The organism is Aeribacillus sp. FSL M8-0235, from assembly GCF_038000355.1.
Classification (GTDB): Bacteria; Bacillota; Bacilli; order Bacillales; family Aeribacillaceae; genus Aeribacillus; species Aeribacillus composti.
Map to the genome: position 1 here is coordinate 1,444,812 of NZ_JBBOBW010000001.1, position 15,190 is coordinate 1,460,001.

The window sequence follows — 15,190 nt, forward strand, 5'->3', positions numbered from 1 at the left end:
AAAGAAAGACGAAAATTTTATATTTGATAAAAAAAATAAACGACACATTCATCGGAATCGATTTTTGCGATGCTGCTCCCAAATAAAAAAACTGCCCTAATGGACTGTTAGGGCAGCTGTTATGAACGAATAACAATTTCTTCATTTTCTACGTCGGCGATTAAATGATTGTGCACTTCACCGTCTAACAGGATGTCTGCAATTTTGTCTTCAATATGTTCTTGAATGACGCGGCGAAGCGGACGAGCGCCGAACGATGGATGATAGCCGATTTCTACCAATTTTTCTTTTGCTTTTTCTGTTACGTCCAATGAAATGTTTTGTTCTTTCAACGTGTTCCGAACTTCTTCAAGCATCAAATCAACTATTTTCAAATAATCTTCTTTATCAAGCGGTTTAAATTCGATAATGGCATCGAAACGGTTTAAAAATTCAGGCTTAAAGAATGAACCGAGAGATTCAAGGATGCTTGATTCTTTTTCCACCGTGCTGTTAAAACCGACGTGAACTTGTTTTGCACCTGCTCCAGCGTTAGAGGTCATAATAATGACCGTATCTTTGAAGCTGACGGTGCGGCCTTGGCTGTCTGTCAAGCGTCCGTCTTCTAATATTTGCAAGAAAATGTGCTGTACATCTGGATGAGCTTTTTCAATTTCATCCAGCAGGATAATGCAGTAAGGGTTGCGACGAACCTTTTCCGTTAATTGTCCTGCTTCTTCATGTCCGACATAGCCTGGAGGCGAGCCGATTAATTTTGAAACAGAATGTTTTTCCATATATTCACTCATATCCAAGCGAATCATGGCATCTTTTGAACCGAACAGCTCCGAAGCTAATGTTTTCGACAATTCCGTTTTTCCAACGCCAGTCGGGCCGACGAACAGGAAGGATCCGATCGGTCGGTTTTTTGCTTTCAATCCAGCGCGGCTGCGGCGAATGGCTTTTGCCACTTTCCGGACAGCATCCTCTTGGCCGATAATTTTTTTCGCCAAGTTTTCTTCTAAATGTTTCATTTTTGCTTGCTCATCCTCTTGCAGCTTGCCGACTGGTATGCCGGTTTTTTCTTCGATGATTTTTTGAATGTCTTCTACTTGAACGATTGCTTGCTGTTTGTCCTTTCCTTGTTCAAGCTGCTTTTCAAGGGCAGCTTCTTCGTCGCGAAGCTTAGCTGCAAGTTCGTATCGTTCTTCCTTTAGCGCTTTTTCTTTTTCATGGGCAATTTGTTTAAGCCGCTCGTGGATGTCTGCTTCATTAGCCGGCTCGGCTTTTAAGTTTAATCTTGAACCAGCTTCATCCATTAAATCGATGGCTTTGTCAGGCAAAAAGCGGTCTTGAATATATCGATGAGATAGTGTGACGCAAGCTTTAATCGCATCTTCTGAATATTTGACTTGATGGTATTGTTCATATTTTTCTTGAATTCCTTTTAAAATGCTGATCGCTTCTTCAATGGAAGGTTCTTTCACAATAACCGGCTGGAAGCGTCGTTCAAGGGCTGCATCTTTTTCGATTTGCCGGTATTCTTTTAGAGTTGTTGCTCCGACAACTTGAAGCTCACCGCGGGCGAGCGCTGGCTTTAATATGTTGCCGGCATCCATAGAACCTTCCGCAGAACCGGCGCCGACTAAAAGATGAATTTCATCGATAAACAGGATGATGTTTTTTCGGGCTTGCAATTCTTGAATTAGCTGCTTCATCCGCTGTTCAAATTGTCCGCGAATTCCCGTGTTGGCGACAAGTGATGAAACATCCAGCAAATAAACTTCTTTATTTTTTAATTTTTGCGGAACGTCTCCTTGAGAAATTTTTAAGGCTAGTCCTTCCACAATAGCTGTTTTCCCTACGCCTGGTTCTCCGATTAAAACCGGGTTATTTTTGTTGCGTCGATTTAAAATTTCAATCACTCGTCTTACCTCATCATCGCGGCCGATGACAGGATCAATCAACCCAGCTTTTGCAGCATCCGTTAAATTTCGGCCGAATTGATCGAGGAAGCCGTTCTGTTTTCCGCCCCCTGATTTCGGTTGTGCTTGAACAGCTTGGTCAAAGCTCTCAAAAGAGTTTGGCATAAATGATTGAAATAATTCATCGAAACCGCTGAATCCGTAAAAACCACTTGGGATTTTTTGTTTATATTGTTGATAGCATTCTTGACAGAGACGCATTTCTTGTTTGTTGTGATTGATTTGTACATTTAATAAAACATTGGCTTTTCTTGCTTGGCAATTTTCACACAACATATAACATTCCTCCTTTTTGACTTTGATTAACTTTGACCAAAAGAAGAAACTTCTTTGACTTTCTTTGACCTTTTGGAATCAAAGAAACAATCTCAATCATTCAATAGTTAGATTCACTGTTTGACCTTTTCTGACTTTATTATACTTTGACCTTTTTTGACTTTCAAGTCTTTTTTACAAATTTTTTTCGTCTTTTTTTCCCTTCTTGTCCATATATTGTTGATAAAGTAAGGTGGGTGAAACATGAGCAATAAATGGGTATTGGCACTTCAAATAGCTTCTGTCTATATCGGCACTGTCATCGGTGCAGGGTTTGCAACGGGAAAAGAGATCGTTGAGTTTTTTTCAAAATACGGCGCTGGAGGAATTGTTGGAATTATTTGTTCTGCCGTTTTATTTGTTTGGCTGGGAACGAAAATGATGTTGATCGGAAGACGCATTAATGCATCTTCGTATTTGCAGTTGAACCAATTTTTGTTTGGGACGTTGTCAGCTTATGTAGTCAACGGCTTGATGTTTATGATGCTGATTGGCATCACATCGGTCATGCTGTCGGGGGCGGGGGCGATTTTTGAAGAGCAACTGTCGCTTTCAAAGCAATTTGGAATTTTTTTAACGATTGTGCTTTCCATTGCTGTGATTTCGTTTGGAGTCAAAGGGCTGTCTTCCGTCAATCTAATGGTTGTTCCGCTTTTTATTTTGTTTAGCCTGATCATCTCCATTGAAGCCATCATAAGGGGTGATTTTATCGATTTATCGTTGGATGGAGTGTTTCAACCAGTCAAATCAAGCTTTTTATATGTTTCTTTTAATCTCTCTCTTGCTCAGGCTGTACTTGTTCCGCTCGCAAACGCAATAAAGGATGAAAGCGCCATTAAATTGGGCGGAGTTGTAGGCGGTCTCGGATTAAGCTTCATTTTATTTTCTAGCTATTTCTCCCTTCTGCATTTGCCGGACGCCGGGCTTTTTGAAATCCCAATGGCTGAAATTGTCAAGCAGCTGTTTTCAGGCTTTTATTACATATACATCCTTGTTATTTTTGGAGAAATATTTTCATCGTTGATCGGCAATCTGTATGGTTTGGAACGTCAATTATCATCGGAAAAGCCTTTGGCAAAAATCGCTGGTGTCATTTTCATCCTATTATTATGTTATTTAGTCAGCCTGATAGGATACGGAAAGCTCATTTCCACGCTTTATCCGCTGTTCGGGTATATGAGCATTGCCTTTTTCATATTATTAATGTTCAAAAAAATTCCAGACGATAACAAATCATGATAAAATAGTAGGGAAATGAAGGAGGAGTTTATTTGGATAAAATCGCGGTCATTTCTGATATACATGGGAATATTCCAGCGTTGTCGTCTGTATTGAAAGATATAAGCTTGCGAAATGTAGATCGAATTTTTTGTTTAGGAGATCTTGTCGGAAAAGGACCTGAATCAAAAGAAGCGATCGATATCGTCCGCAGCTCCTGCGATTTTGTTTTAAAAGGAAACTGGGACGAGCTGATTACAAGGGAAGATGTAAACGATGTCGTTCGCTGGCATCAAAATCAGTTGTCGCAAGAAGACATAGAATATTTGCGTAGCCTCCCGTTTTCCATTGATTTTTATATGAGCGGCCGCCGGCTGCGGCTTTTTCATGCATCCCCTTTCAGCGTCTGGATAAGGGTACAGCCTTGGGATTCGATTGAAAAAAGATTGTCCATGTTTGAAAACAGCGTTGAAACCGGTTTGGGAACGAAGGAGCCGGATGTTGTCGGATACGGTGATGTTCATAATGCCTTTATACAGCATTTATCCGGCAAAACGCTTTTCAATGCAGGCAGTGTCGGTAATCCGCTGGACCTGCCCGAAGCATCCTACTGCATTTTGGAAGGCATGTTCAACTCGGAGAAAAGGGCTCCTTTTTCGATTCAGCACATACGTGTTCCATATGATATTGACCTTGCCATTCAATTAGCTAGAAAAAAAGAAATGCCGGAACTAAAAGAGTATATTCAGGAATTAACGACCTCGCGCTATAGAGGCTTGGAAAAGGCATGATGCGGAGATAAAAGTAAAATTATTGTAGGCAAAAATTAGCGCCTTCATTTAATGAGAATTCTGATTGCTCATTAAATGAAAGGGAAAGTGTGGCAGTAATATGAGAAAGTGCGGCTGCTCCTGGTAGAATGATCATGGACTACATTTAGAGGATAAAAAATTGCCCACAAACGCTCGGCTCAATCCTGTTTTTTAAAAAAAGAAGATTTTTTTACCAAGAGAGTACCCTGAAAAAAGTGATTTCGCTATCAAAAAATAGCGATTAAAAAAGTGGCCCACAAAGTTTTGAGTGACTCCAGTCGGAGCATGCCGTTTGCATAAACAATTCTGTATGATATAATAAGATACAACTTGAATAAAAATCCGTTTCGAAAAAACGGGAGAGGTTTTAGCACACCCTCTATAAAAAACTAAGGAAAACTATATCCTTGGGATATAGTTTTTTCAATGTTTGCGAAAGGTTTAGAAGTTGAATAGATTTATGATGAGCTCGAAAGGCTTCTGAACAACTTGCTTCCGCCACTGTAGCAGAAATAGAAGCATCAGTTTCTGTTTAAGCTAGGCAGTGTGAATGGCTTTCTTTTTTCAGAAAGGAGCGTTTTCAAATGGATAATAAGAAAGCGGTCGTTGTGTTTAGCGGAGGACAAGACAGTACAACTTGTTTGTTTTGGGCGAAGAAACAATTTGATGAGGTGACCGCTGTCACGTTTCATTATAATCAGCGGCATGCACAGGAAATTGAAGCAGCGAAAAACATTGCGAACGAAGCTGGCATACCTCATTATGTGCTGGACATGTCCTTATTAAATCAAATGGCGCCGAATGCATTAACGCGTTCAAATATGGAAATTGAACAAAAGGAAGGAGAGCTTCCCAACACTTTTGTTCCGGGGAGGAATTTAGTTTTTTTGACATTTGCCGCCATTTTGGCGAAACAACTGGGAGCGAAACATATTGTGACAGGTGTATGTGAAACGGATTTCAGCGGCTATCCTGACTGCCGGGACGTGTTCGTAAAATCCTGCAATGTAACGATTAATTTAGCGATGGAAGAGGAGTTTGTGATTCACACGCCGCTTATGTGGATCAATAAAGCGGAAACGTGGAAGTTTGCCGATGAGTTAGGGGTGTTCGATATCATTCGCGAAAAAACGTTGACGTGCTATAACGGCATTATTGGCGACGGATGCGGCGAATGCCCTGCTTGCTTATTGAGAAAACGGGGATTGGAACAATATTTGGCTGAAAAAGGAGCTAATACGTGATGCTTCATCAATTTTATCCGCAAGTTTTTCATAATTATAGTTATGAGCTGAATAAAGATATGCAAATATCTGCTGCACACTACATCCCGCATGAAAAAGCGGGGAAATGCGCCCGTGTACATGGCCACACGTATTTCGTCAATCTCACTATTTGCGGTGATCAGCTTGATGATTCAGGATTCCTTGTGAATTTTCAGCATTTAAAAAAATGGGTTCATGATCGATTTGACCATACGCTGCTCAATGACCATACGGATGTATTCAATGGTCAAAACAGCGAAGACTTTCCAACGACAGAAGTGGTTGCGCGGAAAATTTGGGAAATTGTCCAGGATCATTTAAATGTACTCCCGAATAAACCGAAATGCTTGCAGGTGTTTGTCAGAGAAACGCCGACAAGCTATGTTGTGTACCGTCCGAAAAGGGAGATGAAATAATGAAAAAAATACCGGTCATCGAGATTTTTGGACCGACCATTCAAGGGGAAGGAATGGTGATCGGACAAAAAACAATGTTTGTCCGAACGGCCGGTTGCGACTATTCATGCAGCTGGTGTGATTCAGCTTTTACGTGGAACGGTTCAGCAAAAGATGAAATTAAACAAATGACAGCAGCGGAAATTTTGGACGATCTTATTGAGCTTGGCGGCGATCGCTTCAATCACGTCACCATTTCGGGCGGAAATCCGGCATTGATTAGAGGATTGGATGAATTGATTATCCTTTTAAGGGAGCAAGGATTTCGCACTGCACTGGAGACACAGGGAAGCCGTTATCAAGATTGGTTTTTACTAATCGATGATTTAACTCTTTCTCCCAAGCCTCCTAGTTCAGGGATGAAAACGAACTTTACTGTGCTTGATGACATTATGAAGCGGCTGATCGATGGCGGACGGAAAGACAATGTTAGTCTAAAAGTTGTTGTTTTTAATGAGGAAGATTTTGATTACGCGAAAAACGTCCACCTTCGCTATCCAAATATTTCATTTTATTTGCAGCCTGGAAATGATCAAGTAAACGAACAAAATGATCACCTCCTGAGAAATCAGCTTTTAGAAAAATTAGAATGGCTGATCGAATTGACTGTTCAATCAAAAGAAATGAACGATGCTCGAGTTTTGCCGCAGCTTCATGCACTTGTTTGGGGAAACAAGCGCGGAGTGTAAATGAATAGGAAAGGATGAAAAAAGATGGCTGGAAGAAAAGATGATGAATTGAAAGATCTGACGCTGTTAGGCAACAAAAATACAAAATATTTATTTGAATACAGCCCAGAAGTGTTGGAAGTATTCGATAATAAACATCCAGACCGCGATTATTTCGTGAAGTTCAATTGTCCGGAGTTTACCAGCTTGTGTCAATAAGGGCACACTTCAGTGGCGACACTGTCGGATAAACCTTGTGAATTCAGGGGAAGAGGATAATGGAGTAAAAAGCGAAAATGGCAATTGTAATCGAATAAAAGAAAAACATGTTCTTGTCTCTTATTCCCATTATCTTTCCAACCCTGAGCCAAGCCTCAAATTTAAGGGAATCTTCTTCTTAAATTTGAGGAAGGTGCAGAGACTATCGAAATCACTCCAGCATGAAGCGAGTAAGAGTAGTGTTGGAGGAAGAGAGTAGAGTACACCAAGATGACAGCATATATTATCTTGGTGGAAGCGCAAGGGTTCTTATTCAATATCGCAGTTGAATAAGAATATGATATAGTCCACCTGTTTGTGAAAAACAGAGGCCAATCACCGGACAACCGGACTTCGCGACCATTTATATCAGCTATATTCCAGACAAAAAATGTGTGGAAAGCAAGTCGCTGAAGCTTTATTTGTTCAGCTTCCGCAACCACGGCGATTTCCATGAAGATTGTGTTAATATTATCATGAATGATTTAATCAAGATCATGGAGCCCCGCTACATCGAAGTATGGGGAAAATTTACGCCGCGCGGCGGTATTTCTATTGATCCTTATGTCAATTGGGGACGTCCTGGAACAAAATACGAGAAAATGGCGGAGTATCGTATGATGAACCATGATTTGTACCCGGAAAAAGTGGACAACCGATAAAGCAAGTCGCTTGAGGCGTTTTTTTGATAAAAGAACCTGCCGAAACTTGCGTTAATTGTAAAAAATTCTTGAAATGGCACTAAACTCTTTAATATAAGAAAAAGTAAAACGGAGCATTCAATTCTCCGTTTTACTTTCCGACAATTTTATAGTTTTTATGATTAACTACTGTTTTTTGTTCCAGATCCATTTCCCGAAAGTTTTCCATGTACGTAAGATCGACGATGACGGAATTTTCATTTACTTTTTCGACAATTCCTTTGAGACCGTCTTTAAATTCAATAACATCTCCAACTTCAGCAATTTTCATTTGTTCTCTCCTTTTTTATGGATTTTCAAATATTTTGCATGATTTCTTTAGAATTGTAAAGTTTTTTTGGACAATCGCAAAAAAATAGGTAAAAAGTTTCCATTGCTCGGTAGACTGTTTTTCATAGAAAAGGAGATGGTCGAGTTGACAAATCAAGAGATACAAGACATTTTAAACAAGCTTCGTGATGGAGAACTGGAAGAATATTGTGTATCAAAGGAAGATTTTATGACGTTTCGCAAAGTACTGATCGAAAGGGAAGATTTTAAACATTTTCATGGAACAGCAAAACGCGGTGGCAGCATTGTTTACCGATATACAAAAGATCCAAGAAGCTGACCGATGTCAGCTTCTTAATTTTTGGCACATCTTCCTCATAAAAACTGCTATTAAAGACTGTTCACTGTTCTTCCCGTACCTTTACGGCATATTTCTTCAATTTTTTTAATGCTCCTTTTCTCCAATTTTTTACTTTGTTGACTGTGACATTTAGCTCCTCTGCAATTTCCTTCTGAGTTTTTCCTTCAAAAAAATACATGGTAAACCAAATTCGTTGAGCATCTGATAAAGCGGGGGCAATCCGTTCATATAAATCTCTTGCTTCAATGTCTGTATATGGAAAAAATTCCAATTTAGCAGCTATTATGTCATTCGCATGAAGAACATGCCTTTCTTTATATGTTTGTTTTTTCCTTAATTCTGTCATGAGCGAGCCTTTTATCGTTGCATAAGCATAAGTGGCAAACCGTCCTTTCTGTTCGTCATAATTGATGCTTGCTTTCCAGAGGGCGATCGCTGCTATTTGAAAAAACTCGTCTTGGTCTGTATAAATATTTAAAGTTTTCATAATGTGAAAAATTAAAGGGCGAAAAGCAGTTAGCATCTCCTCAAATGATTGATTCTTTTCCACGTGTGCGCATCCTTTCAAAGAGCGCGCTCTTTTTTTTCCGCGGTAATACAATCGTAAACGGTGTAAATCATTTGAGCGAATCATCATGATTAAGATGATACGCGTCCAATTGTCTGGGAAATTCAATTTTCTATATAGGAAAATGCAATTATTTCGTTTCAGCCTCCTCCGTTTTCACCATTTTCCTCATTATTTCTATAGAAGAAATTTAATTGAATAAATAAAAAGATGGCTTGAAAAAATAATGGAAAGAGGTGGGATGAATGAGCCGAATGTATAAGCAAAATTGGAAAAGAAAAGATTCAATTGAAAAATTGTTTGCTGTCTTCCGCAGTTCTACTGATTTTATTCAATATGACGTCAATACAAGCCATATCAAATATTGGATTTCATATTTTGAAACGTTAGTGGATGTAAATATATTAAATGAAAACATTTTAAAGCCGATTCACTCAAAATATTGGCAGTCATTAGAAGAACTAAAAAACATTTTACCGGTCAAAGATATTTTTTTAACCATTGATACGGATTTAATGAAGGAAAAGCTTTTGGAAGGCTTTGTTATGATTTCGCTAAGCGAATATGGATCTCCGTGCTTGCTCGTTAATGCAAAATTAAACAAAGCTAGAGAAGTTACACTCCCGGAAGTGGAATTTACGGTCATCGGTCCGAAAGAGGCGTTTATTGAGTCCATTGAATCCAATATTAATTTAATTCGAAAACGATTGCCGATTGAAGAGCTGCGCATTCGGACTTTAAAAATTGGCAGGCTGACGCAAACAAGATTAGCGATCATCTATATAGAAGGCATAGCGGATGAGGAAAATGTATTTACGGTTTGGCAAAGAATTTCTAATATCCAAATTGATCAAGTGAATGATAGTTCGTACATTACGGAAATGATCTCTGACAATCATAATTCTCCCTTTCCTCAGCTGTTGGATACGGAAAGACCGGACCGTGTAGTTTCCATTTTGGCGGAAGGGAAAATAGCGGTCATTGTGGACGGCTCTCCCCATGTATTAATCGGTCCGACAACTCTTGTCGAATTTTTCGCATCGTTTGAAGATTATTTTTTAAATTGGATTTTGTCTTCCTTTTTCCGTATTATCCGCCTGTTTGCTGTCTCCTTTTCCATATTGGCAACACCGATTTATGTAGCTGTTTTAAATTATCATTATGAGTTAATTCCAACTGATTTACTAAACAATTTTGTCACATCCAGAAGGGAGGTCCCAGTTCCGCCTTTTTTAGAGGCGCTGTTTTTGGAAGGAACGATCGAATTGCTGCGTGAAGCGGGCGCCCGGCTGCCGACAAAGGTTGGACAAACGATCGGCATCGTCGGGGGGATTGTAATCGGAACAGCTAGTGTGGAAGCAGGTTTAACAAGCAATATTTTGCTCATCATTGTAGCGCTTGCTGCATTAGCATCATTTACAACACCTGTCTATAAAATGGGCAATACGATCAGGCTTTTGCGTTTTCCTTTTCTCATGTTTGCCGAAATGTACGGTCTTTTAGGAATCGTTTTATGCTTTTGTTTTTTAGCGACCCATCTTTTACGATTAACTTCTCTCGGACGTCCTTTTTTGGAGCCAATCTATCCTCCGAGAATTTCCGATTTAAAGGATGCATTCCTGCGTATGCCGTTTTCAATGATGAATGAACGTCCGAAACAGCTGCGGACGGAGCAGCCGAAGCGAATGGATGAAGAGAAATCGAGGGAAAATAAAGATATTGATGAATAACAGCGGAAGAGGAGGAATCCAACTTGGCGCAAATAGCAGAACGTCATAAAGTTTCCGCACCGCTCGTTTTTTATTTAGTGCACAGCACTCAATTCGGCATCGGTGTATTAGGTTTTCAAAAAAATGTCGTCAAGTATGCGGGACATGATTCATGGATTTCAGTTATTTTGATCGGTCTTATTGTTCATCTGTACATTTGGATGATCTATCAAATTTTGAAACGTTCAAGCGGAAGCTTAATGACACTGCAGCACGATTTGTTTGGAAAATGGGTCGGCAATGGATTGAACATTGTTTGGATCATCTATTTTTTTCTTGGAAGCTGCGCCATATTAATAGGATATATTGAAATTTTGAAGGTGTGGATGTTTGAAGATTTAAATATTTGGATTTATACCGCAATTTTTATGGGATTGCTTTATTACATTTTTAACGGTGGATTTCGGGTAGTAACCGGATTTGCTTTTTTTGGAGTGGTTCTGCCGCTTTGGATTTTTCTTACATTTTTAATTTTCCCGACTCGTTTTGCAGATCTTCAGCACCTCTTGCCAATTATGGATCATTCACCTCAGGAAATTTTCATGGGAACGATGCAGATGGTCATAACTGTTATTGGGTTTGAAACTCTTTTTTTGTATTACCCCTTTGTCAAAAATATTGACAAATCCCAAAAATGGGCTCATATTGGAAATTTATTTACAACCTGTTCCTATATCATCATCATGATTGTTTCGATCGTTTATTATTCTGCGGAAGAAGAAATATTGCGCAATAAATGGGCGACGCTAGCGATGTGGAAAATTGTTGAACTTCCTTTTGTTGAAAGATTCGAATATATCGGCATTGCTTCTTGGTCTCTCGTCATCTTGCCGAATATTTGCGTCATGTTGTGGAGCGCCAAAAGAGGTATAACAGAAATTTTTGGAATAACAGAAAAGAAGGCAATCATTTCTGTTCTGGTCGTCATGTTTTTTATAGTCAATGTCATTGTTGATAAAGAAGATATTCAATTATTAAATAAGATCATCAATACGTATGCTCTTGGTGTTGTATTTTGCTATATTCCGGTTTTATACCTCATTACGTTTGTACGGGATTTATGGAAAAGGAGAACATAAACATGTGGAAAATTCTCTCCTTCATTATGTTGTTCATGCTGATGCTTTATGGATGTCTGGATAAAGAAATTATTGATGATGTCAATTTAGTGATGGTTATTGGATACGATGTCGGCGAAGGCAATAAAATTAAAGGAACCATTGTTGCTCCTGAATATAAAAAGGAGCAGCCGGTCGACAGCAAGGTGATGACGGTCGAATCAGATTTAAGCAGGGATCTGATTTCCGATTTGCAAAAGGAGTCGCCAGCCCCTCTAGTTTATGGAAAATTGCAATTTGCTCTTTACAGTGAAGACGTAGCAAAACAGGGAATTGAAAAATATGTCGACTCGCTTGAACGAGATGCAAGCGTCGGTTCAAAGGTCATTTTAGCGGTCTGCAAAGGTGAAGCGAAAAATTTGCTGGAAGGAAAATATGGACAACAGGGGACTGCCACGTACTTTCGCAATTTAGTGGAGCATAATATGCACCGGGAAAATTTGCCGATTATCAATTTACACACATATTTGCGCAACTTTCGCATGAAAGGAAAAGACCCTTCTTTGCCTTTATTAGAAAAGAAAAACGACCATGTCAAAATAACTGGACTTGCCTTGTTTCAAAAGGACAAAATGGTTGGCGAAATCGAAAATGATCAGCTTTTTTATTTTAAGCTTCTTTCCGATCGATATGTTAAAGGAATTCATACGATCACAATGGATGATGGAAATAAAGCATCTATAGAAAGCATCCGTTCGAAAAGAAGAGCGAACATCGATGAAAAAAATCCGTTCCATTTAACGATAGAGCTGGAAATTGAAGGGTATCTACGCGAATATTCGGAAGGGACCGTTCGTCCGGAAATCTTAAAAAAAGCTGAAAAAGCGTTTGAAAAGGAAATTGTGAAGAACAGTATGGAGATGATCGATATGTTTAAAGAGAAAAACATTGATCCGGTTGGATTAGGAGAAGAAATTTTAAGCCATGCGAGAGGTTTAAGAAAAGTGAAAAATTGGAGGGATATTTATTCAAAGATGGAAGTCGATGTGCATGCGGATGTAAAAATTACTGAAACTGGTGTGGTGCAATAATTCTAAATATTTGATTGCTTCGTTTTGCCAATGAAACGAGAAACCGAAATAACAAAGGCTGACTAAAAATTTTCCTCCCTCTTCCGATCCTCTGTCATGTTTTTGAACTTGTCTCATATGCATGAAATAAGAAAAGAGGGAGGAAAAATGAAAACTTTTTTTAAGGGAGCTCTGCTTTTAATCGTTGCTTCGTTTCTAGGGGAATGCTTTGATTTTATGATTAACATGGTATTGACGCGGGAACTTGGTGAAGAAGGCATCGGCCACTATATGTCGATCATGCCTATTATGTTTTTCATTATCGTGTTAGCAAGCTTTGAATTGCCGATATCTATTTCAAAATATGTGGCGGAAACTGAAAAGCCGTACCATTGGCCAATGTTGAAATATGCTTTTCGCCTAACTTTGTGGATCAGCATTTGCTTCAGCTTAATTGTTTTTTTGCTGTTTCCTGCTCTTCCGCCGCTAAAAAGCTATCATCCTTCCGTTACGGTTTTATTTGTACTGCTTGTTCCGATGATTTCTTTTTCCTCTATTGCTAGAGGCTATTTAATGGGCACGCAGCAAATGGGGAAAATTGCATTTGCAAATGGATTTCGCAAGCTTGTTCAGCTTATTCTGCTCATTTTGCTGTTCAACCTGTTTGAATTTTCTCCTGAAATGTCTGTCATTGCAGGGTTAAGCTCATTTATTGCAAGCGAAGCCGTTATTGTTCTTTATTTGCTTACCGTTTATGTCTATCAGGCGCAAGAACTAAAAAAAAGCACGCTCGCTTCATCCAAAACAGCTTTGATCCGGCGGAGTTTATTTCGTGTCTCTGTTCCAACGACAATTTTGCGCATTTTTCATTCTATGACACATGCGATTCAGCCGTTTTTAATCAAATATGCATTAATGGCAGCAGGTGTTTCGGAGGTTGGAGCGACAGAACAGTTCGGTCTGCTTTCCGGAGTTGCGATGACGATCGGCTTTTTTCCAGCGTTTATCGCTCATGCACTGTTAACGATTTTGATCCCAACTGTATCAGAAGCGTTTGCTAAAGGAAACCAGGAACTTTTAAAGAAGCTTTTGCAGCAATCGCTCGGAATGACAATGCTTTACGGAATACCTGCGATTGTGATTATGTTTGCTTTTGCTGAGCCGCTTACAAGTTTGTTTGTCAACGGAACTACTGCAACACTTTTTTTAAAGCTTTTATGGCCGTACTTTTTTACCCACTTTTTGATCATTCCGCTGCAAGCGTATTTGATCGGTCTGAATTTAATAAAGGATGCTTTGTTTCATACGGTTTGGGCACATTTTATCTCGTTTGTCGTCATCTTTTTGCTTGGATCGCAGCCAGAATGGCAAATGTCAGGAGTTATTATCGGGCTCAATGCAGGAGGATTGCTGCAATTGTTAATGCATTATATGACAATATGCCAAAAAATCGGCATTGGCTATTGGTCGCTGAAGGAAAAACGTGTTCATTAAGATTTTCCGGGTGTCTCTACTGTGATCTATCGCAGCAATAAAGTATGAAATAGCGAAAGTCATCATTTTTCCATCATTGAATGGAAAAAAATAGTGCTCTCATGAAGGGGGAAGCGTTTTGAAAAAAACAGCTGCCTTGCTTTTTCATTTTCTGCTTATATCATGTGTGTTTTTTGGATGTCAAGAGAGCGATTTGAAACAAGAAAATGCACCGAGCAAAACAACCATGAAAGAAATAATAACGAAAGAAAATTCGAAAGTGCCCGCTAACAATTTTGTTTTGCCAACAACTGACGGCAAGATGGTAAAACTTTCGGATTTTAAAGGGAAAAAGGTCGTGATCAATTTTTGGACGACGTGGTGCCCTCCATGTAAGGAAGAATTGCCTGAGCTTCAACGTTTTTATGAACAAGCGGATTCTGAGCACGTCGCGTTTTTAGGAATTAACATTACTTCAGAAGAAGGGGGAAAAGAAGAAGTAAAGTCTTTTTTATCAAAGAGCGGATTTGATTTTCCTGTGCTTTTTGATGAAAAAGGCGAAGTCATGAAATTATACAAGGTTATGGTCATTCCCACTACTTTTATAATCGATGAACAAGGACAGGTGTTTAAAAAAATCATTGGTCCCGTAACAAACGAACAATTAAAACGTTTAACCGATTTGTAAAGCACAGCGAAGCTTCTGTGCTTTTTCTTTTTTAAAAAATAGAATTTTAATGCTTAACATATGAATCGACCGATTTTCCAACCTACGTTTTTGATCTGTAAAAAAACCGTGATTGAGAATGATAATAATTATTAATACTAATTATTAATTTAAAATTAATATAATTATTACTTGAAAAAAATAATTGTTGATATATAATATACATATAGATGTTGATATTTTAATAGTTTTTTTACTAGTCGCCAAGAATAGCATATGGAATTCAATAGAAGTGAAG

14 protein-coding genes, 2 pseudogenes and 1 riboswitch are annotated in these 15,190 nt (G+C 38.9%); of the genes and pseudogenes, 13 read left to right on the plus strand and 3 right to left on the minus strand.

Annotated features, from left to right (window positions below):
- Positions 1-119: 119 nt before the first annotated feature.
- Positions 120-2,240 carry an ATP-dependent Clp protease ATP-binding subunit gene (locus tag NSQ71_RS07040; RefSeq protein WP_340733501.1) on the minus strand — a complete coding sequence of 707 codons (2,121 nt, stop codon included), beginning with the start codon at positions 2,238-2,240 and terminating at the stop codon, positions 120-122.
- 243 nt (positions 2,241-2,483) lie between these two features.
- Between NSQ71_RS07040 and NSQ71_RS07045 the strand changes: the two genes are divergently transcribed.
- The 7 genes and pseudogenes from NSQ71_RS07045 to queF form a co-directional block, all read left to right on the plus strand.
- Positions 2,484-3,518, plus strand: a complete 1,035-nt coding sequence (locus NSQ71_RS07045; protein WP_340733502.1) for a YkvI family membrane protein — start codon at positions 2,484-2,486, stop codon at positions 3,516-3,518.
- Between the two features lie 32 nt (positions 3,519-3,550).
- On the plus strand, positions 3,551-4,288 hold the full coding sequence (locus NSQ71_RS07050) for a metallophosphoesterase family protein (protein ID WP_063389358.1): 738 nt from the start codon (positions 3,551-3,553) through the stop codon (positions 4,286-4,288).
- Positions 4,289-4,664: 376 nt separating this feature from the next.
- Positions 4,665-4,708: riboswitch (PreQ1 riboswitch) on the plus strand.
- 146 nt (positions 4,709-4,854) lie between these two features.
- Positions 4,855-5,553: pseudogene (gene queC / locus NSQ71_RS07055) on the plus strand (7-cyano-7-deazaguanine synthase QueC); the annotation flags it as partial.
- Entirely contained in the window at positions 5,553-5,990 is a 438-nt protein-coding gene (gene queD, locus NSQ71_RS07060) for a 6-carboxytetrahydropterin synthase QueD (protein ID WP_066247944.1), read from the plus strand. The pseudogene queC and the gene queD, both read left to right, overlap by 1 nt.
- A complete protein-coding gene (gene queE / locus NSQ71_RS07065) occupies positions 5,990-6,718 on the plus strand; it encodes a 7-carboxy-7-deazaguanine synthase QueE (RefSeq protein ID WP_066247946.1) in 729 nt (242 codons plus the stop codon). Before queD ends, queE begins: the two co-directional genes overlap by 1 nt.
- A gap of 24 nt (positions 6,719-6,742) precedes the next feature.
- On the plus strand, positions 6,743-6,916 hold the full coding sequence (locus NSQ71_RS07070) for a hypothetical protein (protein ID WP_375338788.1): 174 nt from the start codon (positions 6,743-6,745) through the stop codon (positions 6,914-6,916).
- Between the two features lie 371 nt (positions 6,917-7,287).
- Positions 7,288-7,617 (plus strand): annotated as a pseudogene (gene queF, locus NSQ71_RS07075) (preQ(1) synthase); the annotation flags it as partial.
- A 130-nt stretch (positions 7,618-7,747) separates the two neighbouring features.
- Here queF and NSQ71_RS07080 read toward each other — a convergent pair.
- The gene (locus NSQ71_RS07080) at positions 7,748-7,927 is read right to left on the minus strand and encodes a YkvS family protein (protein ID WP_063389354.1); all 180 of its coding nucleotides are present in this window, start codon (positions 7,925-7,927) and stop codon (positions 7,748-7,750) included.
- Between the two features lie 135 nt (positions 7,928-8,062).
- Here NSQ71_RS07080 and NSQ71_RS07085 point away from each other — a divergent pair, with 135 nt between their 5' ends.
- Entirely contained in the window at positions 8,063-8,266 is a 204-nt protein-coding gene (locus NSQ71_RS07085) for a hypothetical protein (protein WP_327848613.1), read from the plus strand.
- A 61-nt stretch (positions 8,267-8,327) separates the two neighbouring features.
- Here the strand turns inward: NSQ71_RS07085 and NSQ71_RS07090 are convergent, their stop codons facing one another.
- Positions 8,328-8,837, minus strand: a complete 510-nt coding sequence (locus NSQ71_RS07090; protein WP_066247948.1) for a sigma-70 family RNA polymerase sigma factor — start codon at positions 8,835-8,837, stop codon at positions 8,328-8,330.
- A gap of 263 nt (positions 8,838-9,100) precedes the next feature.
- On the opposite strand from NSQ71_RS07090, the gene NSQ71_RS07095 reads away from it, so the two are divergent.
- The 5 genes from NSQ71_RS07095 to NSQ71_RS07115 all read left to right on the plus strand — a co-directional run bounded on the left by NSQ71_RS07095 (position 9,101) and on the right by NSQ71_RS07115 (position 14,913).
- Positions 9,101-10,585 (plus strand): spore germination protein, encoded by a 1,485-nt coding sequence (locus NSQ71_RS07095; protein WP_445684572.1) that lies wholly within the window; start codon positions 9,101-9,103, stop codon positions 10,583-10,585.
- 23 nt (positions 10,586-10,608) lie between these two features.
- Positions 10,609-11,703: a GerAB/ArcD/ProY family transporter gene (locus tag NSQ71_RS07100; protein WP_066247950.1), complete on the plus strand. Its 1,095-nt coding sequence runs from the start codon at positions 10,609-10,611 to the stop codon at positions 11,701-11,703.
- 2 nt (positions 11,704-11,705) lie between these two features.
- Positions 11,706-12,773 (plus strand): Ger(x)C family spore germination protein, encoded by a 1,068-nt coding sequence (locus NSQ71_RS07105; RefSeq protein ID WP_158640196.1) that lies wholly within the window; start codon positions 11,706-11,708, stop codon positions 12,771-12,773.
- A gap of 147 nt (positions 12,774-12,920) precedes the next feature.
- On the plus strand, positions 12,921-14,246 hold the full coding sequence (locus NSQ71_RS07110; RefSeq protein WP_066247952.1) for an oligosaccharide flippase family protein: 1,326 nt from the start codon (positions 12,921-12,923) through the stop codon (positions 14,244-14,246).
- 118 nt (positions 14,247-14,364) lie between these two features.
- Positions 14,365-14,913: a TlpA disulfide reductase family protein gene (locus tag NSQ71_RS07115; protein ID WP_340733507.1), complete on the plus strand. Its 549-nt coding sequence runs from the start codon at positions 14,365-14,367 to the stop codon at positions 14,911-14,913.
- Positions 14,914-15,190 lie beyond the last annotated feature (277 nt).

Excerpts from the sequence above, each read along its gene's own strand:
- NSQ71_RS07040 (WP_340733501.1), bottom strand. The coding sequence starts at position 2,240 with ATGTTGTGTGAAAATTGCCAAGCAAGAAAAGCCAATGTTTTATTAAAT.
- NSQ71_RS07045 (WP_340733502.1), top strand. The coding sequence starts at position 2,484 with ATGAGCAATAAATGGGTATTGGCACTTCAAATAGCTTCTGTCTATATC.
- queD (WP_066247944.1), top strand. The coding sequence starts at position 5,553 with ATGCTTCATCAATTTTATCCGCAAGTTTTTCATAATTATAGTTATGAG.
- queE (WP_066247946.1), top strand. The coding sequence starts at position 5,990 with ATGAAAAAAATACCGGTCATCGAGATTTTTGGACCGACCATTCAAGGG.
- NSQ71_RS07070 (WP_375338788.1), top strand. The coding sequence starts at position 6,743 with ATGGCTGGAAGAAAAGATGATGAATTGAAAGATCTGACGCTGTTAGGC.
- NSQ71_RS07080 (WP_063389354.1), bottom strand. The coding sequence starts at position 7,927 with ATGAAAATTGCTGAAGTTGGAGATGTTATTGAATTTAAAGACGGTCTC.
- NSQ71_RS07085 (WP_327848613.1), top strand. The coding sequence starts at position 8,063 with ATGGTCGAGTTGACAAATCAAGAGATACAAGACATTTTAAACAAGCTT.
- NSQ71_RS07095 (WP_445684572.1), top strand. The coding sequence starts at position 9,101 with ATGAGCCGAATGTATAAGCAAAATTGGAAAAGAAAAGATTCAATTGAA.
- NSQ71_RS07105 (WP_158640196.1), top strand. The coding sequence starts at position 11,706 with ATGTGGAAAATTCTCTCCTTCATTATGTTGTTCATGCTGATGCTTTAT.
- NSQ71_RS07110 (WP_066247952.1), top strand. The coding sequence starts at position 12,921 with ATGAAAACTTTTTTTAAGGGAGCTCTGCTTTTAATCGTTGCTTCGTTT.